Source organism: Microbacterium sp. No. 7 (assembly GCF_001314225.1).
Classification (GTDB): domain Bacteria; phylum Actinomycetota; class Actinomycetes; order Actinomycetales; family Microbacteriaceae; genus Microbacterium.
On the sequence record NZ_CP012697.1, the window covers coordinates 2,757,430 to 2,780,927 of the forward strand.

The window sequence follows — 23,498 nt, forward strand, 5'->3', positions numbered from 1 at the left end:
GCGTGATGGAGTTTCTCGTGGGATCGGGCCTGGCGGCCGCCGCCGGGCTCAACGCGTGGATGCCGCTGTTCCTCGTCGGCCTGGCCGACCGGTTCACCGACGTCATCCAACTGCCCGCGACGTGGGCGTGGCTGTCGAGCGACGTCGCGCTCTGGATCACCGGCATCCTGCTCGTCGTCGAGATCGTCGCCGACAAGGTGCCCGCGATCGACTCCGTCAACGACGCGCTCCAGACCGTCATCCGCCCGGCCTCGGGCGGCATCGCGTTCGGCGCCGGTTCCAGCTCGGGCACGCTGTCGCTCGACGATCCGGCGAGCATCCTCGCCGACGGCGCGTGGATCCCGATCGCCGTCGGCATCGCGATCGCGCTCGGCATGCACCTGCTGAAGGCGGCCCTGCGGCCGGTCGCCAACGTCGCGACCTTCGGGCTCGCCGCGCCGCTGCTGTCGACCGTCGAGGACGTGTCGGCGTTCACCCTCATCCTCCTCGCCGTGTTCGTGCCGATCCTCGCCGGGCTGCTGATCGTCGCCCTGGTGTGGATCGCCGTGACGATGCTGCGCCGCGCGCGGCGACGCGCCCGCGCGGTCAGCGAGCCGGCGGCCTGACGCGCTCCCATAGGCGGTCGACGGCCGCGATCGTGTCGTCGAGGCTGCCGCCGGTCTCGATCACGACGTCCGCGATCGCGAGACGCTCGTCGTCGGTGGCCTGCGACGCGACGCGCGCGGCGGCCTCGTCGGGCGTGAACCCGCGCAGCTCGACGAGACGCTGCCGCCGCACGTCGACGGGCGCGTGCGCGACGACGACGAGGTCCCACGTGCCGCCCCCGCGTCCCTCGACGAGCAGCGGCACGTCGTAGACGACCACGCCGTCGGGATCGGCGGCGACCGCCGCCGCGATGCGCCGGTCGACCTCCTCGCCCACGGCGGGGTGCACGATCGCGTTGAGGGTGCGCAGCGCGTCGGCGTCGCCGAACACGCGGGCCCCGAGCGCGGCCCGGTCGAGCGCTCCGCCCTCGAGGATGACGTCGTCCCCGAAGGCGCGCGCGATCTCGGCGAGCACGGGCGAGCCGGGCGCCTGCACCTCGCGCACGATCGCGTCGGCGTCGACGATCACGGCGCCGTGGTCGGCGAGACGCGCGGCGATGGTGGACTTGCCCGACGCGATGCCGCCGGTGAGCGCGATGAGTGGCATGGCTACGAGGATGCCACGCGGCGACGGGTCATCGCATCAGCGCGGCACGATGTCGGCGATGACCTCGCCGGCCCGCAGCTGCGCCCCCGGCTCGACGCGCCGCCGCAGCACGCCGGACGCCGACGCGGGGATCGTCGTCTCCATCTTCATGGCCTCGACGACCGCGACCGGCTCGCCGTCGGACACCTCGGCGCCGTCGTCGACCGCCCACGTGCGCAGCGTGCCGCCGCCCTCTGCCCTTACCACTGCCCTCACCACTGCTCTCGCCTCGGCCCTGGCCTCGGCGCGTTCCTCCGGCGAGGCCGCGGTCGTCTCCTCCCCGGCGACGACCCGCGCACCGGCCAGCAGCGCGGCCGGCAGGCGCAGCGCGTGCCGGCGGCCGTCGATCTCGATCCAGCTCGAGGCGATGGCCGCGCCGGGCGCGTCGGAGCGGGGCGCCGCGAGCCCGTCGAGCCAGGCGCACTCCTCCTCGACCCAGCGCGTGTGCATGCCGCCGCCGTCGGCGTCGCGGAAGCGCGGCTCGTCGACGAGCCGCCGGTGGAACGGCAGCAGCGTGGGCACGCCGTCGATGCGGAACCGGGCGAGCGCGACGCGGGCCCGCTCGATCGCCGCGGCGCGCGTCGGCGCCCACACGACGAGCTTCGCCACGAGCGAGTCGAACGCCGCGGGCACCGGCGATCCGGCCCGCACGCCCGCATCGATGCGGATGCCGGGACCGCCGGGCGCGTCGAAGACGTCGATGCGCCCGGGCGACGGCAGGAAGCCGCGCCCGGGGTCCTCGGCGTTGATCCGGAACTCGAGCGCGTGGCCGCGGGGCGCCGGGGGCGCGTCGATCGACGGCCCGCGCCCCTCGGCGATGCGGAACTGCTCGATCACGAGGTCGACGCCCGTCGTGACCTCGGTCACGGGGTGCTCGACCTGCAGGCGCGTGTTGACCTCGAGGAACGACACCGCGCCCGACGCGCCGACCAGGAACTCGACGGTGCCCGCCCCCGCGTACGACACGGCCGCGCAGATGTCGTGCGCGCCCTGCCGGATGCGCTGGTCCTGCTGCGGCGTCAGCGCCGGCGCCGGCGCCTCCTCGACGAGCTTCTGGTGACGCCGCTGGGTCGAGCAGTCACGCGTGCCGACGACCACGACGCGCCCGCGGCCGTCGCCCAGCACCTGCACCTCGACGTGGCGCGGACGCTCCAGGTACTGCTCCGCGAAGCACTCGCCGCGCCCGAACGCCAGCGTGGCCTCGCGCACCGCCGACGCGTACTGCTCCGCGACGTCCTCGATGCGGTGCACGATGCGCATGCCGCGGCCGCCGCCGCCGTGCGCCGCCTTGATGACGATCGGCACCCCGTGCTCGCGGGCGAACGCGACGGCGTCCTCCGCCGAGCGCACGGGGCCGTCGGTGCCCGCCACGAGCGGCGCCCCGACGCGCGCGGCGATGCCGCGCGCGGTCACCTTGTCGCCGAGCGCCTCGATCGTCTCGGGCGCCGGCCCGATCCAGGTGAGACCGGCCGCGACGACGGCGCGGGCGAACGCGGCGCTCTCGGAGAGGAAGCCGTAGCCGGGATGCACGGCGTCCGCACCGCTGCGCCGCGCGACGTCGAGCAGGGCCGGGATCGACAGGTACGTCTCCGCGACCGTGTCGCCCGGCAGCGCCCACGCCTCGTCGGCCACCGCGACGTGCAGCGCGTCGGCGTCGGCATCCGCGTAGACGGCGACCGAGGTCAGGCCGTGCTCCGCGGCCGCCTGCGCGATGCGCACGGCGATCTCGCCGCGGTTGGCGATGAGCACCTTGCGCAGGCGCCGCGATCGCGTGTCCGTCATCGTGCGTCTCCCTCGGTGTCGGTGTGCGCCCGGGCGGGCGCGACGGCGCGCAGCCGCACCCGGGCCCCCGCGGGCGCCTGGGCGAGCAGATCCATGTCGTCGGCCGTGACCGTCGCGATCACGGGGTAGCCGCCCGTCACGGGGTGGTCCGCGGCGAACACGACGGGCGCGCCGTCGGGCGGCACCTGGATCGCGCCGCGCACCATGCCCTCGCTGGGCAGCTCGCCGGGGCGGCATCGCCCGATGGCCTGTGCGCCGCGCAGGCGGATGCCCACGCGGTTCGACTGCGTCGTCACGGTCCACTCCTGCCCGACCAGCGCACGCCACCCGTCGTCGCCGAACCAGTCGTCGCGCGGACCCCGCACGACGCGCACCGTGAGCACGTCATCGGCCGAGGGGAGCGCGCGTCCCGCCGCGGATGCCGCTGTCGCCGCGACGGCACGTCCCCGCAGCGACAGCGCGTCGCCGGCCCGGAGCGGGTCCGGGCCGAGGCCCGAGAGCACGTCGGTCGCGCGCGACCCGAGCTCCGCGCGGGCGTCGACGCCGCCGCGCAGGGCGACGTACCGGTACACGCCCCGCGTGGGCGCGCCGAGGGCGAGCGTCTCTCCGGGATCCAGCGCGACGGCCTCGTCGGCGGGGACGTCGCACGGGCGCCCGCCGACGTCGGTGCGGGTCAGGGGCCCCGCGGCACCCGTGACGGCGACGACGAGCGCGCGCTCGGCGCGCAGCGCGAACCCGCCGCCGGCCACCTCGATCGCCGCGGCGTCCGGTGGGTTGCCGACGAGCCTGTTCGCCCGGCGGAACGCCTCGCGATCCATCGCGCCACCGGGCGGCACGCCGCTGTCGGCGGCCCCGGAGCGTCCCAGGTCCTGCACGAGCGCGGGCGTCGCGGCCCGCAGCACCCGCGCCGCGGCCGCGGCCGGGCCCCGGTCCTCACCCGGCGCGGGCGCGGCGACGGCGGGGAGCTCGTCGACCGCGACGAAGCGCACGCCGTGACCGGGGCGCAGCAGGGCCGGGGGCGTCGCGCCCGTCGACCACAGGGGCGTCGACGTGCGCCCGATGAGCTGCCAGCCGCCCGCGCCGGCCCGCGGGTACACCGCGGAGTACGGTCCCGCGACCGCGACGGCGCCCGCGGGCACCTGCGTGCGCGGCGTCGCCCGCCGGGGCACGGCGAGCACGGCATCCCCGCCCGTCAGATACGCGAACCCCGGGGCGAAGCCCGTGAAGGCGACGCGGTACGTCGCTGCGCTGTGCCGCCGCACGACCTCGTCGACGTCGAGCGAGACGAGGGCGGCGACCTCCGCGAGATCGCGGCCGTCGTAGCGCACGGGGATCTCGATCGTCTCGCCGAGCGCGGCGACCCCGGCGTGCGCGGCCCGCGCCCCCTGCGCGGCGACGGCGCGCAGCCGGTCGAGGTCGGCGAGCTCCGGACGCAGGCGCACGAGCACCGTCTGCGCCGCCGACGTGACCTCGGTGACGCCGGGAACGCCCGCCGCGACGAGCGCGGCGCGCACGGCCATCGCCGCGCCCAGGTCGCCGGCCTCGATCAGCACGGCGTCCGTTCCGAACGGCAGGAACCTCATCGCGCGCACCCGTCCGGCGCGCGGCGCATCTCGCCGTCGTCGTCCGCGGTCATCGGGGTCTCCTCCATCGGTGCGCCTCTCGGGGCGGATGCTCCGCCTCCGATTGTTCTACACCGTCGCGGCGCGCGGCCCGCCTCAGACGGGATCGGCGAGCGGGAGCGCCTGATAGCCGGAGTAGAGGGCGTGCCCGCCGCCGTCGACCACGAGCAGCTGGCCCGTCGTGTGGCTGGACTCGTCCGACAGCAGGAACAGCGCGGTCGCCGCCTGCTCGCTCGCGGTCGCCTCGCGTCCGAGCGGGATGCGCGCCTTGCGCTGGGCGAACAGCTCCGGCGCGTTCGCCTCGTACTCGTCCACGATGGTCGTGCGGGTCAGGCCCGGACCGATCGCGTTCACGCGGATGCCGTACGGCGCCCAGTCGACCGCGAGCGCCTTCGTCAGTCCCACGACGCCGTGCTTCGACGCGACGTACGCGGCGCTGTGCAGCGCCGCGGCGGCCCCGGTGGTCGACGCCACGTTGAGGATCGCGCCCCCGCGCTGACGGATCATCGGCGCGGCGGCGGCCTGCGCCACGTAGAAGTACCCGCTGAGGTTCACGTCGATCGTGCGCGCCCACAGCTCGATGGGAAACCTCTCGGCGGGGACGATCCGGTGGACGCCGGCGTTGTTGACGACCACGTCGACGCGACCGTCGAGCCCGAGCGCGGCGTCGACGAGCGCCGCGCCGGTGGCGGGGTCCGACGTGTCGCCGCTCAGCGGCACGACGTTCTCGACGCCGAGCTCGTCGGCGAGGGCGACGACGGCATCCTCGTCGATGTCGTTCGCGACGACGCGCGCGCCCTCCTGCACCAGGGCGACGGCGATCGCGCGACCGATGCCCGATCCCGCTCCCGTCACGACGGCGGTCTTGCCCGCGAAACGCTCGGCCATCTGTGCATCACCCCTCTGTGATCCCTCGTCACCGCACGCCCGCGCGCCGTGACGAACATTCGTAATCATGAGCATAGAAGAAGTCATGAAGAGGGGAAAGACAGAGCTCCCCGGGTGGGACGGAGGCCTCCGTCCCACCCGGGGAGCTCGGATCATCGCGACGCCGGTCGCGATGGGGGTTCAGCCGATCAGCGGCCCGACAGCTTCTCGCGCAGAGCGGCGAGCGCCTCGTCGTCGGCGAGCGTGCCGCCGAGACCCTGCGAGTCGGACGAGAAGGTCGACCCGCCGAGGTCGGCGGGAGCGGCGGCCTCGGCCTCGAGGACCTTGGCGACCTGGGCCTTGTGGGCCTCCCAGCGAGCCTGGGCAGCGGCGTACTCCTGCTCCCACTTCTCGCGCTCGGCGTCGAAGCCTTCCTTCCACTGGTTGGTCTCGGGGTCGAAGCCCTCGGGGTACTTGTACTCCCCGTTCTCGTCGTACTCCGTGACCATGCCGTAGAGGGCCGGGTCGAACTCGGTGCCGTAGGGGTCCACCGAGTCGTTCGCCTGCTTGAGCGACAGCGAGATGCGGCGACGCTCCAGGTCGATGTCGATGATCTTCACGAAGACCTCTTCGCCGACCGAGACGACCTGCTCGGCGAGCTCGACGTGCTTGCCCGACAGCTCCGAGATGTGCACGAGGCCCTCGATGCCGTCGGCGACGCGGACGAACGCGCCGAACGGGACGAGCTTGGTGACCTTGCCCGGCGCGACCTGGCCGATCGCGTGGGTGCGGGCGAACACCTGCCACGGGTCTTCCTGGGTCGCCTTCAGCGAGAGCGACACGCGCTCGCGGTCGAGGTCGACCTCGAGGATCTCGACGGTGACCTCCTGGCCCACCTCGACGACCTCGCTGGCGTGCTCGATGTGCTTCCACGACAGCTCGGAGACGTGCACGAGGCCGTCCACGCCGCCGAGGTCGACGAACGCGCCGAAGTTGACGATCGACGAGACGACGCCCTTGCGGACCTGACCCTTGTGCAGGTTGTTGAGGAAGTTCGAGCGCGACTCCGACTGCGTCTGCTCCAGCAGCGCGCGGCGGCTGAGCACGACGTTGTTGCGGTTCTTGTCGAGCTCGAGGATCTTCGCCTCGAGCTCCTGGCCGAGGTACGGCGTGAGGTCGCGCACGCGGCGCAGCTCGATGAGCGAGGCGGGCAGGAAGCCGCGCAGACCGATGTCGACGATGAGACCGCCCTTGACGACCTCGATGACCTGACCGGTCACGACGCCGTCGTTCTCCTTGATCTTCTCGACGTCGCCCCAGGCGCGCTCGTACTGCGCGCGCTTCTTGGAGAGGATGAGGCGGCCTTCCTTGTCCTCCTTCTGGAGGACGAGGGCTTCGACCTCGTCGCCGACCTGGACGACCTCGTTCGGGTCGACGTCGTGCTTGATGGAGAGCTCGCGCGAGGGGATGACGCCCTCGGTCTTGTAACCGACGTCGAGCAGGACCTCGTCGCGGTCGATCTTCACCACGGTGCCCTCGATGAGGTCGCCGTCGTTGAAGAACTTCAGGGTCTTCTCGACCGCGGCCAGGAAGTCCTCAGCAGATCCGATGTCGTTGATGGCGACCTGCTTGGTGGCCGGGGCGGTCGTTGCGTTAGTCATGTAGTGGGTTGTCCTTGTAGGTGGGGATGTTCGGGCTCGCGCCGCCGGGATCCGGCCGCTGCGTGGGCGAGCGGATGCCGTGGTGCGAGACGGTGGTTGGATTGCTGTCACCGGCTGCTCGCGGCCCGCACGCACGCTGGTACGCGCACACGCACGCCAGAAGCATCACACGAGTGACGATTCATGCTATCAGGCGACGGCACCGTCGAGATAGACCCAGCGCGAGCCGCGCAGCACGAACCTGCTCACCTCGGCGAGGACGCCCCGCTCCCCCGTGCCCGCATCGCGCCAGTGCGCACGGAAGGTCACCGTGTCGCCGTCGGCGTGGACGACCTCCAGGCGCTCCCACGCGACGGCGGGATCGAGCACGAGATCGGACGGCCGCGTCGACGGATGCCACGTGCGCCGCAGGTGCGCCGCGTCGCCGAGCGCGAACGCCGTGAACCGCGAGCGCATGACCTCCTCGGGATCAGCGGCCGCGCGGCCGTCCAGCAGCGGGCCGCAGCACGCGCCGTACCGCCCGCCGCCGCACGGGCACGGCGCATCGGCATGCGGCCTGCGCGCGGGTCCGGGCGCGACGTTCCCGAATGACATGTGCTCCCCTGACATGTGCCACCCCAGCCGTTCACGACGGGCTGTGGACAACTTTCCGCGTCGACGGATGCTGATGGCTACCGTATCGCCCATGCACCGCCGTCCTCTCGCCCTCCTCGCCGCCGCCGTCCTCGCCGCCTCGCTCGGAACGGGGTGCGCGCCGGCCGCGGAGCCCGCTGCGTTCGAGAACGACGACGAGGCGTTCGCAGCCGCGGAGGCGACGTATCGGGCGTATGTGGATGCCGTGAACGAGAAACAAGAGGACCCGGATTCGACCGCGGACCCACTCTCGTTCCTGTCAGGTCACGCACTCGAGTCCAGCATCCGAAGTGAGCAAAGGATGAAGTCGGAGGGGATCCGGCTCAGTGGCGCAAGCACGCTCGCCGAGGTCACCCTTGCCGAGGTGGACTTTCCTGACGTCGTGATCACCGCCTGCATCGACGCAAGCGCTACGCGCGTTCTTGACGCGAGTGACGTCGACATCACCCCCATCGACCGCCCAGATCGGCTGCCGCTTGAGGTCACTCTCACCGACCGAGCAGGCACATTATTCATCACCAATTCGGTTGCCAAGGAGGCGACATGCTGACGGCGATGATCGCGGGAGCAGCCCTGAGTGTGTCGGCATCCACTTTCTGCGCGTACGCCGACAGGATCTCTGGCCAGTGCGAGGTCACGAACACGGGTTCGTCGGTAGAGATGGAGGCCTCGTACGAGGTCCCGGGCACCGACGGAAACGACGGCAACTCCGGCGCCGGCGATACCGGTGGGGGCGATGCCGGCGGGGGCACGTACGAGGCTCCGTCAATCGAGACAGATTGGGTGACCCCGGTCATCCCGGCCGGTCCGCCGCCGGAGCGTCACGACGCCCGCCCCTGGCCCCTCACCAACCCCACACCCCCACCCGACACCTGCACCAATGACTGCACCACCCCCACCGAGGCCGTCCCCGCCGTCTCGGGTGTCACGATCACCGACCTGGCCTCCTTCACCCCCACCCCACCCGACCTGATCGGAGAGCCCTTCGGATTCGGGATCACCGGCGCACCCACCAACCTCTACACCCACGCCGACACCCACACCACCACCGGCGACCTGCTCGGCCACCCCGTCACCGTCCGCTTCACCCCCACCCACTACCACTTCGACCACGGCGACGGCACCACCAGCACAACCACGACCGGCGGCGTCTCCTGGGAGACCCTCGGGGTTTCGCAGTTCACCCCCACCGACACCACCCACATCTACGACACCCGCGGCACCTACCCCGCGACCGTGACCGTCATCTACACCGCCGAAATCGACACCGGCACCGGATGGCACCCCATCCCCGGCATCCTCCCCCTCACCAGCCCCACCACCGACATCACCGTCCTGGAGAAACGCACCGCCCTCGTCCAACACACCTGCATCGAAGACCCCCACGGACCCGGCTGCCCCCCACCCTGACCGAGGTCCCCCCCCGCTCATCCCCACGGTGCCAGTTACCTCCGCGAGGGTGCCAGTTACCTCCGCGAGGGTGCCAGTTACCTCCGCGAGGGTGCCAGTTGTCCCGCCGAGGGTGCTTTCGAAAGCACCCTCGTGAGAACAGCACCCTCGCGAGAACAACCAGCACCCTCGCGAGAAGCGCACGCCCTCGTCCGGCACGCCTGCACTGAGGCCTGACTCACCCGCGGGGACGGCGGGCGGGCACCAGGACGGCGGGCGCGTGCCAGGATGAGGCCATGACTGGCCGGCTCATGCTGCTCGACACCGCAAGCCTCTACTTCCGTGCGTTCTACGGCGTGCCCGACCGCTTCGAGTCCCCCGACGGCCGGCCCGTGAACGCCGTGCGCGGGCTGCTCGACATGATCGCCAAGCTCGTCGCGGCCTACGAGCCGACGCACCTGATCGCCTGCTGGGACGACGACTGGCGCCCGCAGTGGCGCGTCGACCTCATCCCCTCGTACAAGGCGCACCGCGTCGTCGAGCCGCACGACGCCGGCCCCGACGCCGAGGAGGTGCCCGACCGGCTCGAGGTGCAGGTGCCGGTGATCCGCGAGGCGCTCGGCGTCCTCGGCATCCGCATCGCGGGGTGCGCCGAGCACGAGGCCGACGACGTCATCGGCACGCTCGCGACGGTGTCGGACCTGCCGACCGACGTCGTCACGGGCGATCGCGACCTGTTCCAGCTCGTCGACGACGCGCGCGGCGTGCGCGTGATCTACACGGGACGCGGCATGAGCAACCTCGACGACGTCACCGCCGGCACGATCGCCGAGCGCTACGGCATCGGGCCCGCGCAGTATGCCGACTTCGCCGTGCTGCGCGGCGACGCCTCCGACGGTCTTCCCGGTGTGGCCGGTGTCGGGGAGAAGACGGCGGCCACACTGCTGACGACGCACGAAAACCTGGCCGGCATCCTGCGCGCCGCCGAGGCGGGCGCCGGCATGTCGGCGGGCGTGCGCGCCAAGATCCTCGCCGCGGCCGACTACCTGGCCGTCGCGCCGCGCGTCGTCGAGGTCGTGCGCGACCTCGACGTCTCGCCGGAGCCGAGCCGCATCTCCGCGCCCGACGACGCCGCCGTCGCGGCCCTCGCCGCGCGCTGGAGCCTCGGAGACCGCGCCGCGCGCGCCGCCGCGGCCCTCGCCGCGCGCGCCTGAGACCCGCGCGCGCCTGAGACCTGAGAGCGGACGCCGGCCCGATCCGGCGGCGCGGTCAGCGTTGCGTCTTCTCAGCCCGCGTCTTCTCAGCCCTGCGTCTTCGAGGCGGCGACCCACGCGTCGAGCGTGCGGGCCGCGGCCCCGGCGTCGATCGCCGCGGCGGCCCGGTCGCGAGCCGCCGCGAGCCGCTCCAGGATCGGGCGCTGCACCTGCCCCGCATCGCGCGACAGCTCGAACGACACGATGCCGGCCGCCGCGTTCAGCAGCACGATGTCGCGCACGGGCCCCGTCTCGCCCTGCAGCACGCGATGCACGACGCCCGCGTTGTGGGCGGCGTCCGCGCCACGCAGCTGATCGATGCTCGCGAACGGGATGCCGAGGTCGCGCGGGTCGAGGTCGTGCTCGTGCACGTCGCCGCGGCTGACCTCCCAGATGCGGCTGTGCCCCGTCGTCGTGAGCTCGTCGAGGCCGTCGTCGCCGCGGAACACGAGCGCGGTGGCGCCGCGGGTGCGGAACACGCCCGTGATGAGCGGGATGCGATCGGCGGCGGCGACGCCCACGGCGCTCGCCTCGGGGCGCGCCGGATTGCACAGCGGGCCCAGGATGTTGAACACGGTCGGCACGCCGAGCTCGGCGCGCACGGGACCCGCGTGCCGGAACCCGGGGTGGAACGCGGCGGCGAAGACGAAGGTGATGCCCGCCTCGTCGAGGATCTGCGCGACACGCTCAGGCGAGACGGTGAGATCGACGCCGAGCGCCGACAGCACGTCGGACGAGCCCGAGGCCGAGCTGGCCGCCCGGTTGCCGTGCTTGACGACGGGGACGCCCGTGGCCGCCACGACGATGGACGCCATGGTCGACACGTTCACCGTGCCGAAGCGGTCGCCGCCCGTGCCGACGATGTCGAGCGCGTCGGGCGAGACCTCCAGCGGCGCCGCGGCCTCCAGGATCGCGTCGCGGAAGCCGACGACCTCGTCGACCGTCTCGCCCTTCGCCCGCAGGCCGACGAGGAATCCGGCCAGCTGCGCCGGCGTCGCGGCACCCTCCATCACCTGGCGCATCGCCCATGTGGCCTCCGACACGCTGAGGTCGCGCCGATCGAGGATTGCGTCGAGAACACCCGGCCACGAGTACAGATCCGCCATGAGCATCGATCCTATCGGCAGCCTCGTGGCGAACTCTCAGCGCGTTTTCGGGCGGCTCCGACGAGCCGTGGAGGAGGACCCACCTTCAGTGTTGCGAAAACCACGCGCCGAATCCGCCATAATAGGTTCTGTGACGACTCCGACGACGTATCCCCAGGCCATGCGCTCTGTGAAGCGGCCTGACCCTGTGGCCGTTGGCACCATCGTGTGGCTCGGCAGCGAGGTCATGTTCTTCGCGGGCCTCTTCGCCATCTACTTCACGCTGCGCAACTCCTCGCCCGAGCTGTTCGCCGACCGCTTCGAGCTGCTCAACGTGCCGTTCGCATCGGTCAACACCCTCATCCTGGTGCTGTCGTCGTTCACCGCGCAGGCCGGTGTCTTCGCCGCCGAGCGCTTCCAGCCGTACCGCACCGGGTCGTTCTGGCAGATCCGGCAGTGGGGCATGGTCGAGTGGTTCTTCCTCAGCTTCCTCATGGGCGCCGTGTTCGTCTCGGGCCAGGTGTGGGAGTACGCGACGCTCGTCGCCGAGGGCGTCGCCTTCAACACCGACTCGTACGCGTCGGCCTTCTACCTCACGACCGGCTTCCACGCCCTCCACGTCACGGGCGGTCTCGTCGCGTTCCTGCTGGTGATCGGCCGCGCCTACGCCGTCAAGAACTTCGGACGCAAGGAGATGACCTCCGCGATCGTCGTGTCGTACTACTGGCACTTCGTCGACGTCGTGTGGATCGTCCTGTTCTTCGTCATCTACGTCCTGCCCTTCTTCAGCTGAGAGCGGAGTTGAACCCCGACATGGCATCCAAGAACCCACGCCGTCCCGGCGGGCGTCGCAGCAAATGGGCCACGGCAGCCCTCATCGGCGCCGGCCTCCTCGTCACGGGAGGCCTCTACGCCGGAGCGTCCGCCGCGGTCGCCGCCACCGAGACGGCGAGCCCGACGGCCGCGCACCTCACGGTCGACGACGGCAAGAAGCTGTTCCAGGCCAACTGCGCGACCTGCCACGGCCTCAACCTCGAGGGCACGCCCGACGGCCCCGCGCTGTACGGCGTCGGCGAGCTCGCGGTCGAGTTCCAGATGGCGACGGGCCGCATGCCCCTGCAGATGCAGGGCCCGCAGGCGCCCATGAAGCCCGTGCAGTTCACGCAGGAGCAGATCGAGGCGATCGCCGCGTGGGTGCAGTCGGTCTCGCCCGGCCCCACCTTCCCCTCCGCCGAGATCCTCGACGGGCAGGGCGACGTGGCCGAAGGCGCCGAGCTGTTCCGCATCAACTGCGCCATGTGCCACAACGTGGCCGGCGCCGGTGGCGCGCTCACCGAGGGCAAGTGGGCTCCCGCCCTCACCGAGACCAGCGCGCTGCACATCTACGCCGCCATGGTCACCGGTCCGCAGAACATGCCGGTCTTCAACGACATGACGCTGACGACCGAGGAGAAGCACAACCTGATCTCGGCGCTCCAGTGGATGCAGGAGAACCCGTCGCCCGGCGGCTTCTCGCTCGGATCCCTGGGCCCCGTCTCGGAAGGTCTCTTCATCTGGATCTTCGGCATCGGGTCACTTATCGGCATCACCGTGTGGATCACGGCGAAGTCCAACTGATCGAACACTGACACAACGCAACTTCAGTCGAGGAGCACCATGGCACACGAGGAAGACCCGCTCGAGCACGAGAGGGCTTCATGGAAGCCTTCGTCGGGGCTCGCTGTCGCGGTGACCGACCCCGTGAAGAACCCCGGTCTTCCCCCCCACCGGGAGCGGATCACCGACACAGACCCGGCCGCCATGACGCGCGCCGTCCGCACGGTCTACACGCTGTTCTACATCTCCCTTGCAGGCAGCATCTTCGCGGTCGCGGCATACATGCTGTTCCCGATCGAGAGCGGGCGGATGGCCGACATCCGCAACAACAACCTCTTCATCGGCCTCGGGATCGCCCTGGCGCTGCTGGCGATCGGCATCGGCGCCATCCACTGGTCCAAGGCGATCATGTCGGACAAGGAGTTCATCGAGGACCGGCACGCGACGCGCGGCCGCGACACGACGCGCGAGGCCGCGGTCGAGGTGTTCCGCGCCGCGAACGAGGAGTCGGGCTTCGGCCGCCGCACCGCCATCCGCGGCTCGCTGATCGCGGCCCTCGTGGCATCCGTCGCCCCCGCGATCGTGCTCTTCCGCGGCCTGGCCCCGCACAGCACGGAGAGCAACCCCATCGCGGGCGACCCCGTCGCGCTGCTGAACCAGACGCTGTGGAAGGAGGGCGAGCGCCTCGCCCACGACCCCAGCGGCCTGCCCATCCGCGCCGCCGACCTGACCCTCGGCTCCGCCGTGCACGTCATCCCCGAGTCGCTCGCTGAGCTCAGCCACCACGAGGGCTACCTCGAGGAGAAGGCCAAGGCCATCGTGCTGCTCGTGCGCCTGCTCCCCGAGCAGCTGCACGAGATCGACGAGCGCAAGGACTGGTCGTACAACGGCATCGTCGCGTACTCGAAGGTCTGCACGCACGTCGGCTGCCCCGTCGCCCTGTACGAGCAGCAGACGCACCACCTGCTGTGCCCCTGCCACCAGTCGCAGTTCGACGTCTCCGACGGCGCCAAGGTCATCTTCGGCCCGGCCGCCCGTCCGCTGCCGCAGCTGCCCATCACCGTGGACGACGAGGGCTACCTCATCGCCCGCAGTGACTTCGAAGAACCCGTCGGCCCGAGCTTCTGGGAGCGTCATTGAGCACCTCGACTGTCACTGAGACGAAGCGGGACGAGAAGCCGCTGGGCGGCAAGTTCCTCGCCGGCACGGCGAACTACATCGACGAGCGCACGAGCATCTCGGGCTTCGTCAAGGAGCTCGGCCGCAAGATCTTCCCCGACCACTGGTCGTTCATGCTGGGCGAGATCGCCCTGTGGAGCTTCGTCGTCGTCTTCCTCTCGGGAACGTTCCTGACGTTCTTCTTCGACGCCTCCATGGTCGAGACGCACTACCACGGCGCCTACGCCCCCCTGCGCGGCGTCGCGATGTCGGCGGCCCTCGACTCGACGCTGCACATCTCGTTCGACCTGCGCGGCGGCCTGCTGGTCCGCCAGATCCACCACTGGGCGGCGCTCACGTTCGTCGCCGGCATCGGCGTGCACATGCTGCGCGTCTTCTTCACCGGCGCGTTCCGCAAGCCGCGCGAGCTGAACTGGGTCATCGGCTTCGTGCTCTTCGTGCTCGCGATGGCCGAGGGCTTCACCGGCTACTCGCTGCCCGACGACCTGCTCTCGGGCAACGGCCTCCGCATCATCGACGGCATGATCAAGGGCCTGCCGCTCATCGGCACCTGGACCTCGTTCCTGCTGTTCGGCGGCGAGTTCCCCGGCTCCGACATCGTCGGACGCCTGTACACGCTGCACATCCTGCTGCTGCCGCTCATCCTCATCGCGCTGCTCGCACTGCACATGATGCTGATGATCATCAACAAGCACACGCAGTTCGCCGGCCCCGGCCGCACCAACAGCAACGTCGTCGGCTACCCGATGATGCCCGTGTACATGTCGAAGATGGGCGGCTTCTTCTTCGTCGTCTTCGGCGTCATCGTGCTCATCGCCTCGCTGTTCACGATCAACCCGATCTGGAACTACGGCCCGTACGACCCGTCGCCCGTGTCGGCCGGCACGCAGCCCGACTGGTACATCGGCTTCGCCGACGGCATGCTGCGCCTCATCCCGCCGGGCTGGGAGTCGTACTTCCTCGACCGCACGTGGACGTGGTACGTGATCATCCCGATGGTCGTGCTGCTGGTCTTCCTGGTGCTCGTCGCCGTCTACCCCTTCATCGAGGCGTGGATCACCGGCGACAAGCGCGAGCACCACATCGCCCAGCGCCCGCGCCAGGCTCCGACCCGCACGGCCATCGGTGCCGCCGGCGTCGTGTTCTACGCGGTCATGTGGGCGGCGGCGTCGTCGGATCTCATGGCGACCCACTTCCGCCTCACGATGGAGGGCGTCATCCACGCCCTGCAGCTGCTGCTCATCTTCGGCCCGATCATCGCCTACTTCGTCACGAAGCGCATCTGCATCGCGCTGCTGAAGAAGGACCGCGAGATCGCGCTGCACGGCTACGAGTCGGGTCGCATCGTGCGCCTCCCCGGCGGCGAGTTCATCGAGGTGCACCAGCCCGTCGACGAGTACGAGCTCGTCAAGCTGGTCGACTACGAGACCAACGAGCCGCTCGTGGTGCGCCCCAACGACAAGGGCCGCATCCCGTGGCACGAGAACGTGCGCTCGTCGCTGTCGCGCTGGTTCTTCGAGGACCGCCTGCAGCCCGTCACGCAGGCCGAGATCGACGAGGCCCGCTCGCACCACGCGCACGCGCTGGGTCACGACGAGCACGCCGAGATCGAGGAGGGCAAGGGTCACTGACCCCCGCTCCCCCACTGAGAGGGCGGTGAGACCGACGAGGTCTCACCGCCCTCTCACTTTGTGCTTGGGCTTCAACCGCGGCAAAGTGCGGGTCACGACAGCGTGCACCCACCATTTGCCGCGGTCGAGCCGCATCGCCTCCCATTCAACCGCGGCAAAGTGCGGCGCCGCGCGGTCGCCACCCGCACTTTGCCGCGGTTGAGCCACGATGCGCCCGCTTGCTGCTCCGCACGCGATGGAAGCCTCAGCGGGCCCTCAGCGGGCCCTCAGAGCTCGACGACGAGGCTCGTGCCGCTTCCGCTCTTCGACTCCCACGACCAGGTCTCGTGCAGCCGCAGGCGGCCGTCCTCCGAACGACTCAGCTGCGACACGCAGCGGCCCGACGAGGTCTCGCGGTCGCGGTTGATCTGGGTGTAGCGGAAGCAGACCGTGTCGGCCTCGCGGGTGCCGACGAGGAAGCCGCGGAGCACCGCTCCCCCGCTGTACGCCGCCCAGACGACGCCGTCGGCCTCCTGGTAGTCGAACACCGTGTCGGCGCCGACGTCACCGCCCACCGTGTCGGTGAGCGCCGCGAAGCGGCGCCCGTCCAGCGAGGGGAGAGTCTCGGCATCCACGGCACGAGCCTAGCGTCGGAGGCGGCAGCGCTGCGTGGAACGGCGCCCCTTTCTCCTGCTGCGGCGCACGATCGCTCCGCCGCCCGGGCCGGAAGCCGCCGCCATCGGCCGCGCGGGGACGGAAAAGGCGATGTCCACGGCGCAGCCCCAGGGGCTGCGCCGTGGACATCGCCACGAACGGGGAGAACGCGTCAGTGCGCGAAGTAGCCGCGGTAGTACTCGAACACCCAGCCGACGATCGCGACCAGGAAGAGCGCGATGCCGATCGGGAGCAGGAAGACGCTCACCGCAAGGCCGAGGATGGCCAGCGAGGCGGCGACCGCCAACACGAGCGGCCACCACGACCACGGGCTGAAGTCACCGATCTCGGGGTCTCCGTCGTCGATGTCGGCGGTGAGGATGTCCTCGGGCAGCTCGCCGCCCTGCGCGCGGTGCACGCGAGCGACGTAGAAGCCGATCATCACCGCCATGAACACCGTGAAGACCAACGCGACGGTGCCCGCCCATTCGATGGCGTTGTACCACGGGAGCGCGGGATGCGCGGCGATGTTCCAGACGACGTAGATGACCGCGACGAGCCCGAAGAAGCCGCCGAGAACCCACCAGAAGTTGACGTTGGTCCTCACTTACTTGACCTTTCCTTCGACCGGCTCGTCGGCTCCGAACGACTCGGCAGCCTCGGGATGGTTGAGATCGAACGCGGGGCGCTCGCTGCGGATCCGCGGGATCGAGGTGAAGTTGTGACGCGGCGGCGGGCAGCTCGTCGCCCACTCGAGCGATGCGCCGTAGCCCCACGGGTCGTTGACGGTCACCTTGGGGGCCTTGCGCGCCGTGATCCACACGTTCAGGAAGAACGGCACCATCGAGAGGCCGAGGATGATCGCACCGATCGTCGACACCTGGTTCTGCCACGTCCAGCCGTCTGCGGCCGAGTAGTCGGCGTAGCGGCGGACCATGCCGTCGACGCCCAGCCAGTGCTGGATGAGGAACGTCATGTGGAAGCCGACGAACAGCATCCAGAAGTGCACCATGCCGAGTCGCTCGTTGAGCATGCGGCCCGTCCACTTCGGCCACCAGAAGTAGAAGCCGGCGAACATCGCGAACACGACCGTGCCGAACACGACGTAGTGGAAGTGGGCGACGACGAAGTACGAGTCCGACGTGTGGAACGTCAGCGGCGGCGACGCGAGGATGACGCCGGTCAGACCGCCGAAGACGAACGACACGAGGAAGCCGAGCACCCACACCATGGGCGTCTCGAAGGTCACCGACCCTCGCCACATCGTTCCGATCCAGTTGAAGATCTTCACGCCCGTTGGTACCGCGATGAGCATCGTCATCACCGCGAAGAACGGCAGCAGGACCGCGCCGGTGACGTACATGTGGTGCGCCCACACCGCGACCGAGAGGGCCGCGATCGCGATCGTCGCGTAGACGAGCGTCTTGTACCCGAAGATCGGCTTGCGGCTGAACACCGGCACGATCTCGGAGACGATGCCGAAGAACGGCAGGGCGATGATGTACACCTCGGGGTGCCCGAAGAACCAGAACAGGTGCTGCCACAGCAGGACGCCGCCGTTGGCGGGGTCGTAGATGTGGGCGCCGAAGAGGCGGTCGGCGGCCGCGGCGAACATGGCCGCCGCGAGCACGGGGAACACCATGATGACGAGCACGCTGGTGACGAGGGTGTTCCAGGCGAAGATCGGCATGCGCCACATCGTCATGCCCGGAGCGCGCATCGTGATGATGGTGGTCAGGAAGTTGACGCCACCCATGATCGTGCCGAAACCGCTCATGCCCAGGCCGAGCATCCAGAGGTTTCCGCCGACGCCCGGCGAGAAGCTCGCGTTGGCGAGCGGCTGATAGGCGAACCAGCCGAACGCGGCGGCGCCCTGCGGGGTGAGGAAGCCGGCCACGGCGATGATCGAGCCGAACATGAACAGCCACAGGGCGAACGCGTTCAGTCGCGGGAACGCGACGTCGGGGGCGCCGATCTGCAGCGGCAGCAGCGCGTTCGCGAAACCGGCGAAGAGCGGCGTCGCGAACATCAGCAGCATGATCGTGCCGTGCATCGTGAAGAGCTGGTTGTACTGGTCCTTCGTCGGCACGATCTGCATGCCGGGCTCGAAGAGCTCCGCACGGATGATGAGCGCCATCACGCCGCCGAGCAGGAAGAACAGCACGGACGAGATCAGGTACATGTACCCGATCGTCTTGTGGTCAGTGGAGGTGATCCACTTGACGATGATGTTGCCCTTCTGCTCCACCCGGGACGAGCTCAGCAGCGCAGCCTGGCGCGGCGGGATCGTCGTCGGACGAGCCGGACTATCAAGCTGGGTAACCATCAGTGGCCTCCCTCGGAGTCAGCAGGGGCACCCGTTCCGGGCGCGTTCTGGAGGCGGTCGTAGATGTCGTTGATGTCGCCGGTCTGACCCGCGCTGCGCAGCGACGCGAGGTAGTCGTCGTACTCGTCCTGCTCGACGACCTTGACCTTGAAGAGCATCATCGAGTGGTACTCGCCACAGAGCTCGGCGCACTTGCCGTCGTACTCCCCCACGCGCGTCGGCGTGAACGACCAGTAGTTGTCGTGGCCGATGTACATGTCGCGCTTGAACAGGAAGTCGATGATCCAGAACGAGTGGATGACGTCGCGCGACACGAGCTTGAGGGTGACCTTCTGGTCGACCGGCAGCACGAGGGTGGGCAGCTCGTTGATGATGTTGCCCTGCTCGTCGGTCTGCGCCTGCACGCCCATGGTCCAGACGGCGTCGTCGGGCTGCTCGCAGTCGTCGCCGTTGTACTGGAAGTCCCACGCCCACTGCTTGGCGATCGCCGTGATGCAGACGTCGGGGTCTTCGTAGACCTCGTCGATCGCGGCCTGGTCGCGCACCGTGAAGGCCGCGAAGCCGACGATGAGGATGAGCGGCACGATCGTGTAGAAGATCTCGATCGGCATGTTGTAGCGCAGCTGCACCGGCAGGCCCGTCTGGCCCTTGCGACGCCGGTAGGCGATGGCCGCCCACGCCATGAGGCCCCACGTGACGACGCCGACGACGAGCAGCACGAGCCACGAGGTCACCCAGAGGCCCGACACGCGGGATGTCTGGTTCGTCGCCTGGACGCCGTCTTCAGTGAAGCCGGGGAGATAGCCGTTCAGCTCGGTCGGCGTGCACGCCGCGAGAGCGACGGCGACGGCGATCCCGAGCGGGATGACGGCCCAGCGGAGTCGGCGTTTGACGCGCACGGTGCACCTTTCGGGGTCATGAAGGTCGAACACCTGTCAGTCTAGGGCAACCTCTCATGCGATTCTGGCCAATCGCCCAGGATGTTCCCCCTGACGCAGGCGGAGAGGGGGACGAGATCAGTGGAAGCTGTCGCCGCAGGCGCAGCTTCCCGCCGCGTTCGGGTTGTCGATCGTGAAGCCCTGCTCCGAGATGGTGTCCTTGAAATCGATGGCGGCGCCGTCGAGGTAGGGCACCGACATCTCGTCGACGATCACCTCGACGCCGTCGAAGTCGACGGTCTTGTCGCCGTCGAGATAGCGCTCGTCGAAGTAGAGCTGGTAGATCAGCCCGCTGCATCCGCCCGGCTGCACGGCGACACGGAGCCGCAGGTCGTCGCGGCCCTCCTGCTCGAGGAGGCTCTTGACCTTGGCGGCCGCGGCCTCGGTGAGCGAAACGCCGTGCTCGGCGGTGGTCTCGGTGGGGGTCATAGCGATGTCGGTCATGGGGTCACCTCTGCGCGTCGGGCCGCCGTCATGCGGCCGGATGCCTTGATTCTACGTCGACCGGCGGCTCTCGGGACCGGTGCGGCGCTCAGTGCTCGACCGTGACCTCGACCCCGTCGGAGATGCGATAGGGCCGGGTCGCGACCAGCGCTCCGACGACGCGGCGCAGCCGGGAGACCTCCGCCCGCACCGACACCTCGTGGTCGGCGTCGCCGAAGACCTCGCGGCTGAGCCGCGACGCCGACAGCCCCTCCGGGCCGGCGGCCGCGAGCAGCCGCATGACCTGGGCGTGGCGCGGCGTGAGCTGCACGTGCCACGGGTCGCCGTCGGCGTGGACCTCGAGCACGTCGCCGCGCAGCGTCGCGTGCAGCCGCGCCCGCCATCCCGAGGGGCGCACGAGCCAGCCGGTCGACAGGCGCTCGGGCAGGCAGATGCCGACGCCCGGAACCGCGACCGCGACCCCGTCGGCGGGCGCGGCGATCCGCTCGCGCGGCGTCGTTCCGACGCTGTGCGCGACCCATCCGGCGTCGTCGACGATGAGCGCGGGGCCCGTGCGCACGAGGTGCGCGGATGCCCGGCGCAGGCCTTCGAGCGACTCCCGATGCCGTTGCCAGAGCATCGCCTCCGCGAGCCTCGTCGCCGAGGAGACGAGGGCGCCGATCGCGGGATGGAGCGTGAACGCCGGCCCCGACACGTCGACGACGCCGATCAGCTCGCCGGTGCGCGGGTCGTGGATGGGCGCCGCGCTGCAGTACCACGGATGCTGCTGCCGTTCGAAGTGCTCGCCGGCGAACAGCTCGACGGGAGCCGCCTCGGCGATCGCCGTGCCGATCGCGTTCGTCCCCACACGCGCCTCGGTCCAGGTCGCGCCCTCCGCGAACCCCAGCCGGTCGGCCGTCATCCGCACGCGCGGGGAGCCCTCGCGCCACAGCACCGTGCCGTCCTGGTCGGTGACCACGACGATGTAGTTCGAGGCGTCCGCCGCCGCCGTCAGCACGCTCCGCACGTCGTCGATCACGTGCCGCAGCGGCGACGTGCGCCGCAGCTGCTCGATGCGATCGATGCCGAGCGGATCCCGCAGATTGCCGCCGTCCGACGCGAGCCCCATGCCCAGCACGCGCCGCCACGAGCGGGCGACGATCGGCCGCGGGCTCACGGGCGGGCGCGAGCCCGCGAGCACGGCGTCGTGCACGCGGCGCAGCGTGCGCACGCGCTCATCGAGGTCTCGGCCCGCCGGCGCGGCCGAGAAGGATGCCGTCATCGGAACCTCCTGGCGTGAACACTAGACGCCCGCTGCAACACGCTGCAACCGTTTCCGCGCGATGCGGTCCCGCCTTTACTGGGCTCACGGACGATCGCAAGGAGGCATCAATGTCCGATACCGCACTTCTTCACCCCGACGGGCTGCGCGATGCGCGCACCGCCGACGAGATCGCCACGGACTGGCTCGGTCGCTTCGAGGGCGCCCTGCGCGCACGCGACGTGCCGGCCGCGGCGTCGCTGTTCCAGCAGGCGTCGTTCTGGCGCGATCTCGTCTCTTTCACCTGGAACATCGTCACCGTCGAGAATCCCGACGGCGTCGCCGACCTGCTCGCCGAGAACCTCGACCGCGTCGACCCGGCCGGGTTCGCCCTGGACGAGCCGGCCGGCCTCGCCGACGGCGTCGTGACCGCCTGGTTCGTGTTCCGCACGGCGCAGGGCGGCGGGCGCGGACTGCTGCGCCTGCGCGAGGAGGACGGGCAGTGGCGGGCGTGGACGCTGCTGACGACCCTGTACGAGCTCGCCGGGCACGAGGAGCCCCGCGGCGACCGTCGTCCGCTCGGCACCGAGCACGGCGCGAACCCCGACCGCGTCACGTGGGCGGAGCGGCGCGAGCGCGAGCAGGCCGAGCTCGGCACGACCGTGCAGCCCTACGTGCTGGTGATCGGCGGCGGCCAGGGCGGCATCGCGCTCGGTGCGCGGCTGCGCCAGCTGGGGGTCCCCGCCCTGGTCATCGACAAGCACGATCGGCCGGGCGACCAGTGGCGCGGCCGGTACAAGTCGCTCGCGCTGCACGACCCCATCTGGTACGACCACCTGCCGTACCTGAAGTTCCCGGACAACTGGCCCGTCTTCGCGCCCAAGGACAAGATCGCCGACTGGCTGGAGTTCTACACGCGCGTCATGGAGGTGCCGTACTGGTCGCGCACGGAGGCGGCCAGCGCGTCGTACGACGCCGACGCGAAGGAGTGGACGGTCGAGGTGACGCGCGACGGCGAGCCGCTCGTGCTGCACCCGAGGCAGCTCGTCTTCGCCACCGGGATGTCGGGCAAGCCGAACCTGCCGCAGTACCCCGGTCAGGACGTCTTCCGCGGCGAGCAGCACCACTCGAGCGCGCATCCGGGCCCCGACGCGTACCGCGGCAAGCGCGTCGTCGTGATCGGCTCGAACAACAGCGCGTTCGACATCTCCGGCGCGCTGTGGGAGGCCGGCGCCGACGTCACGATGGTGCAGCGGTCGTCCACCCACATCGTCAAGAGCGCGACGCTCATGGACATCGGGCTCGGCGACCTGTACTCCGAGCGGGCGCTCGAGGCCGGCATGACGACGGAGAAGGCCGATCTCGTCTTCGCGTCGCTCCCCTACCGCATCATGCACGAGTTCCAGATCCCGCTGTACCAGCGGATGGCCGAACGCGACAGGGACTTCTACGACCGGCTGGAGAGGGCCGGGTTCTGGCACGACTGGGGCGCGGACGGATCCGGGCTGTTCATGAAGTACCTGCGGCGCGGCTCCGGCTACTACATCGACGTGGGTGCGGCCGAGCTCGTCGCCGACGGCGAGGTCCGGCTCGCGCACGGGCAGGTCGACCACCTCACCGAGGATGCCGTCGTGCTGGAGGACGGCACCGAGCTGCCCGCGGATCTCGTCGTCTATGCGACCGGATACGGGTCGATGAACGGCTGGGTGGCCGACATCGTGTCGCCCGAGGTGGCCGACGCGGTCGGCAAGGTGTGGGGCCTCGGGTCCGACACGCCGAAGGATCCCGGCCCGTGGGAGGGCGAGCAGCGCAACATGTGGAAGCCGACGCGGCAGGAGGGTCTGTGGTTCCACGGCGGCAACCTGCACCAGTCGCGCCACTACTCCCTGTATCTGGCGCTGCAGCTCAAGGCGCGGTACGAGGATCTCCCGACGCCCGTCTACCGCCTCGCCGACGTGCACCACACGCGCTGACACGCACGGCCCGCAC

The 23,498-nt window shown here is 70.6% G+C and carries 22 protein-coding genes; 9 read left to right on the forward strand and 13 right to left on the reverse strand.

Features of this window, described 5'->3' with window-relative positions:
• Positions 1–5: 5 nt before the first annotated feature.
• Entirely contained in the window at positions 6–605 is a 600-nt protein-coding gene (locus AOA12_RS12800; protein ID WP_054683310.1) for a DUF4126 domain-containing protein, read from the forward strand.
• Here the strand turns inward: AOA12_RS12800 and coaE are convergent.
• The 6 genes from coaE to AOA12_RS12830 all read right to left on the reverse strand — a co-directional run bounded on the left by coaE (position 586) and on the right by AOA12_RS12830 (position 7,756).
• On the reverse strand, positions 586–1,191 hold the full coding sequence (gene coaE, locus AOA12_RS12805; protein WP_054683312.1) for a dephospho-CoA kinase: 606 nt from the start codon (positions 1,189–1,191) through the stop codon (positions 586–588). The genes AOA12_RS12800 and coaE overlap by 20 nt on opposite strands.
• Positions 1,192–1,227: 36 nt before the next feature.
• On the reverse strand, positions 1,228–3,012 hold the full coding sequence (locus AOA12_RS12810) for an acetyl/propionyl/methylcrotonyl-CoA carboxylase subunit alpha (RefSeq protein WP_054683314.1): 1,785 nt from the start codon (positions 3,010–3,012) through the stop codon (positions 1,228–1,230).
• On the reverse strand, positions 3,009–4,595 hold the full coding sequence (locus AOA12_RS12815; protein WP_054683316.1) for an urea amidolyase family protein: 1,587 nt from the start codon (positions 4,593–4,595) through the stop codon (positions 3,009–3,011). The genes AOA12_RS12810 and AOA12_RS12815 overlap by 4 nt, the downstream gene beginning before the upstream one ends.
• Before the next feature lie 135 nt (positions 4,596–4,730).
• On the reverse strand, positions 4,731–5,522 hold the full coding sequence (locus AOA12_RS12820) for an SDR family NAD(P)-dependent oxidoreductase (protein WP_054683319.1): 792 nt from the start codon (positions 5,520–5,522) through the stop codon (positions 4,731–4,733).
• A 188-nt stretch (positions 5,523–5,710) separates the two neighbouring features.
• Positions 5,711–7,162 (reverse strand): 30S ribosomal protein S1, encoded by a 1,452-nt coding sequence (gene rpsA / locus AOA12_RS12825; RefSeq protein WP_054683320.1) that lies wholly within the window; start codon positions 7,160–7,162, stop codon positions 5,711–5,713.
• A 189-nt stretch (positions 7,163–7,351) separates the two neighbouring features.
• Entirely contained in the window at positions 7,352–7,756 is a 405-nt protein-coding gene (locus AOA12_RS12830) for a YchJ family protein (RefSeq protein ID WP_054683323.1), read from the reverse strand.
• Between the two features lie 91 nt (positions 7,757–7,847).
• Here AOA12_RS12830 and AOA12_RS12835 point away from each other — a divergent pair, with 91 nt between their 5' ends.
• From AOA12_RS12835 to AOA12_RS12845, 3 genes are all read left to right on the forward strand, one after another.
• Positions 7,848–8,345 (forward strand): hypothetical protein, encoded by a 498-nt coding sequence (locus tag AOA12_RS12835; RefSeq protein WP_156366495.1) that lies wholly within the window; start codon positions 7,848–7,850, stop codon positions 8,343–8,345.
• Positions 8,339–9,205, forward strand: a complete 867-nt coding sequence (locus AOA12_RS12840; protein ID WP_054683327.1) for a hypothetical protein — start codon at positions 8,339–8,341, stop codon at positions 9,203–9,205. Before AOA12_RS12835 ends, AOA12_RS12840 begins: the two co-directional genes overlap by 7 nt.
• Positions 9,206–9,480: 275 nt before the next feature.
• A complete protein-coding gene (locus tag AOA12_RS12845) occupies positions 9,481–10,398 on the forward strand; it encodes a 5'-3' exonuclease (protein ID WP_054683329.1) in 918 nt (305 codons plus the stop codon).
• An 86-nt stretch (positions 10,399–10,484) separates the two neighbouring features.
• On the opposite strand, the gene trpD is transcribed toward AOA12_RS12845, so the two are convergent.
• Entirely contained in the window at positions 10,485–11,543 is a 1,059-nt protein-coding gene (gene trpD, locus AOA12_RS12850; protein ID WP_054687026.1) for an anthranilate phosphoribosyltransferase, read from the reverse strand.
• A gap of 160 nt (positions 11,544–11,703) precedes the next feature.
• Between trpD and ctaE the strand changes: the two genes are divergently transcribed.
• Genes ctaE through qcrB form a run of 4 tightly spaced genes read left to right on the forward strand, consistent with a single transcriptional unit; the run spans position 11,704 to position 15,928 of the window.
• Positions 11,704–12,315, forward strand: coding sequence for an aa3-type cytochrome oxidase subunit III (ctaE, locus tag AOA12_RS12855; protein ID WP_054683331.1), 612 nt, complete (start codon positions 11,704–11,706; stop codon positions 12,313–12,315).
• A gap of 20 nt (positions 12,316–12,335) precedes the next feature.
• A complete protein-coding gene (gene qcrC, locus AOA12_RS12860) occupies positions 12,336–13,139 on the forward strand; it encodes a cytochrome bc1 complex diheme cytochrome c subunit (RefSeq protein WP_054683334.1) in 804 nt (267 codons plus the stop codon).
• A gap of 39 nt (positions 13,140–13,178) precedes the next feature.
• On the forward strand, positions 13,179–14,258 hold the full coding sequence (qcrA, locus tag AOA12_RS12865; RefSeq protein ID WP_054683336.1) for a cytochrome bc1 complex Rieske iron-sulfur subunit: 1,080 nt from the start codon (positions 13,179–13,181) through the stop codon (positions 14,256–14,258).
• Complete coding sequence (gene qcrB, locus AOA12_RS12870) at positions 14,255–15,928, forward strand: cytochrome bc1 complex cytochrome b subunit (RefSeq protein ID WP_054683337.1); 1,674 nt, start codon at positions 14,255–14,257, stop codon at positions 15,926–15,928. Before qcrA ends, qcrB begins: the two co-directional genes overlap by 4 nt.
• 266 nt (positions 15,929–16,194) lie before the next feature.
• On the opposite strand, the gene AOA12_RS12875 is transcribed toward qcrB, so the two are convergent.
• From AOA12_RS12875 to AOA12_RS12900, 6 genes are all read right to left on the reverse strand, one after another.
• Positions 16,195–16,542 carry a hypothetical protein gene (locus AOA12_RS12875; protein ID WP_054683339.1) on the reverse strand — a complete coding sequence of 116 codons (348 nt, stop codon included), beginning with the start codon at positions 16,540–16,542 and terminating at the stop codon, positions 16,195–16,197.
• Between the two features lie 191 nt (positions 16,543–16,733).
• Positions 16,734–17,168 (reverse strand): cytochrome c oxidase subunit 4, encoded by a 435-nt coding sequence (locus AOA12_RS12880; protein ID WP_054683341.1) that lies wholly within the window; start codon positions 17,166–17,168, stop codon positions 16,734–16,736.
• Positions 17,169–18,887, reverse strand: coding sequence for an aa3-type cytochrome oxidase subunit I (gene ctaD / locus AOA12_RS12885; protein WP_054683343.1), 1,719 nt, complete (start codon positions 18,885–18,887; stop codon positions 17,169–17,171).
• Entirely contained in the window at positions 18,887–19,786 is a 900-nt protein-coding gene (ctaC, locus tag AOA12_RS12890) for an aa3-type cytochrome oxidase subunit II (protein WP_054683345.1), read from the reverse strand. Before ctaC ends, ctaD begins: the two co-directional genes overlap by 1 nt.
• A gap of 117 nt (positions 19,787–19,903) precedes the next feature.
• A complete protein-coding gene (gene erpA, locus AOA12_RS12895; protein ID WP_054683347.1) occupies positions 19,904–20,269 on the reverse strand; it encodes an iron-sulfur cluster insertion protein ErpA in 366 nt (121 codons plus the stop codon).
• Between the two features lie 88 nt (positions 20,270–20,357).
• Positions 20,358–21,530, reverse strand: a complete 1,173-nt coding sequence (locus AOA12_RS12900; protein WP_054683349.1) for a helix-turn-helix domain-containing protein — start codon at positions 21,528–21,530, stop codon at positions 20,358–20,360.
• A gap of 110 nt (positions 21,531–21,640) precedes the next feature.
• Here AOA12_RS12900 and AOA12_RS12905 point away from each other — a divergent pair, with 110 nt between their 5' ends.
• A complete protein-coding gene (locus AOA12_RS12905; protein WP_054683351.1) occupies positions 21,641–23,482 on the forward strand; it encodes a flavin-containing monooxygenase in 1,842 nt (613 codons plus the stop codon).
• The last annotated feature ends 16 nt before the right edge of the window (positions 23,483–23,498 follow it).

Bases quoted from the DNA above. Each gene is read 5' to 3' on its own strand.
- AOA12_RS12800 (WP_054683310.1), top strand. From the start codon at position 6: ATGGAGTTTCTCGTGGGATCGGGCCTGGCGGCCGCCGCCGGGCTCAAC.
- coaE (WP_054683312.1), bottom strand. From the start codon at position 1,191: ATGCCACTCATCGCGCTCACCGGCGGCATCGCGTCGGGCAAGTCCACC.
- AOA12_RS12810 (WP_054683314.1), bottom strand. From the start codon at position 3,012: ATGACGGACACGCGATCGCGGCGCCTGCGCAAGGTGCTCATCGCCAAC.
- AOA12_RS12815 (WP_054683316.1), bottom strand. From the start codon at position 4,595: ATGAGGTTCCTGCCGTTCGGAACGGACGCCGTGCTGATCGAGGCCGGC.
- AOA12_RS12820 (WP_054683319.1), bottom strand. From the start codon at position 5,522: ATGGCCGAGCGTTTCGCGGGCAAGACCGCCGTCGTGACGGGAGCGGGA.
- rpsA (WP_054683320.1), bottom strand. From the start codon at position 7,162: ATGACTAACGCAACGACCGCCCCGGCCACCAAGCAGGTCGCCATCAAC.
- AOA12_RS12830 (WP_054683323.1), bottom strand. From the start codon at position 7,756: ATGTCATTCGGGAACGTCGCGCCCGGACCCGCGCGCAGGCCGCATGCC.
- AOA12_RS12835 (WP_156366495.1), top strand. From the start codon at position 7,848: ATGCACCGCCGTCCTCTCGCCCTCCTCGCCGCCGCCGTCCTCGCCGCC.
- AOA12_RS12840 (WP_054683327.1), top strand. From the start codon at position 8,339: ATGCTGACGGCGATGATCGCGGGAGCAGCCCTGAGTGTGTCGGCATCC.
- AOA12_RS12845 (WP_054683329.1), top strand. From the start codon at position 9,481: ATGACTGGCCGGCTCATGCTGCTCGACACCGCAAGCCTCTACTTCCGT.
- trpD (WP_054687026.1), bottom strand. From the start codon at position 11,543: ATGGCGGATCTGTACTCGTGGCCGGGTGTTCTCGACGCAATCCTCGAT.
- ctaE (WP_054683331.1), top strand. From the start codon at position 11,704: ATGCGCTCTGTGAAGCGGCCTGACCCTGTGGCCGTTGGCACCATCGTG.
- qcrC (WP_054683334.1), top strand. From the start codon at position 12,336: ATGGCATCCAAGAACCCACGCCGTCCCGGCGGGCGTCGCAGCAAATGG.
- qcrA (WP_054683336.1), top strand. From the start codon at position 13,179: ATGGCACACGAGGAAGACCCGCTCGAGCACGAGAGGGCTTCATGGAAG.
- ctaD (WP_054683343.1), bottom strand. From the start codon at position 18,887: ATGGTTACCCAGCTTGATAGTCCGGCTCGTCCGACGACGATCCCGCCG.
- erpA (WP_054683347.1), bottom strand. From the start codon at position 20,269: ATGACCGACATCGCTATGACCCCCACCGAGACCACCGCCGAGCACGGC.
- AOA12_RS12900 (WP_054683349.1), bottom strand. From the start codon at position 21,530: ATGACGGCATCCTTCTCGGCCGCGCCGGCGGGCCGAGACCTCGATGAG.
- AOA12_RS12905 (WP_054683351.1), top strand. From the start codon at position 21,641: ATGTCCGATACCGCACTTCTTCACCCCGACGGGCTGCGCGATGCGCGC.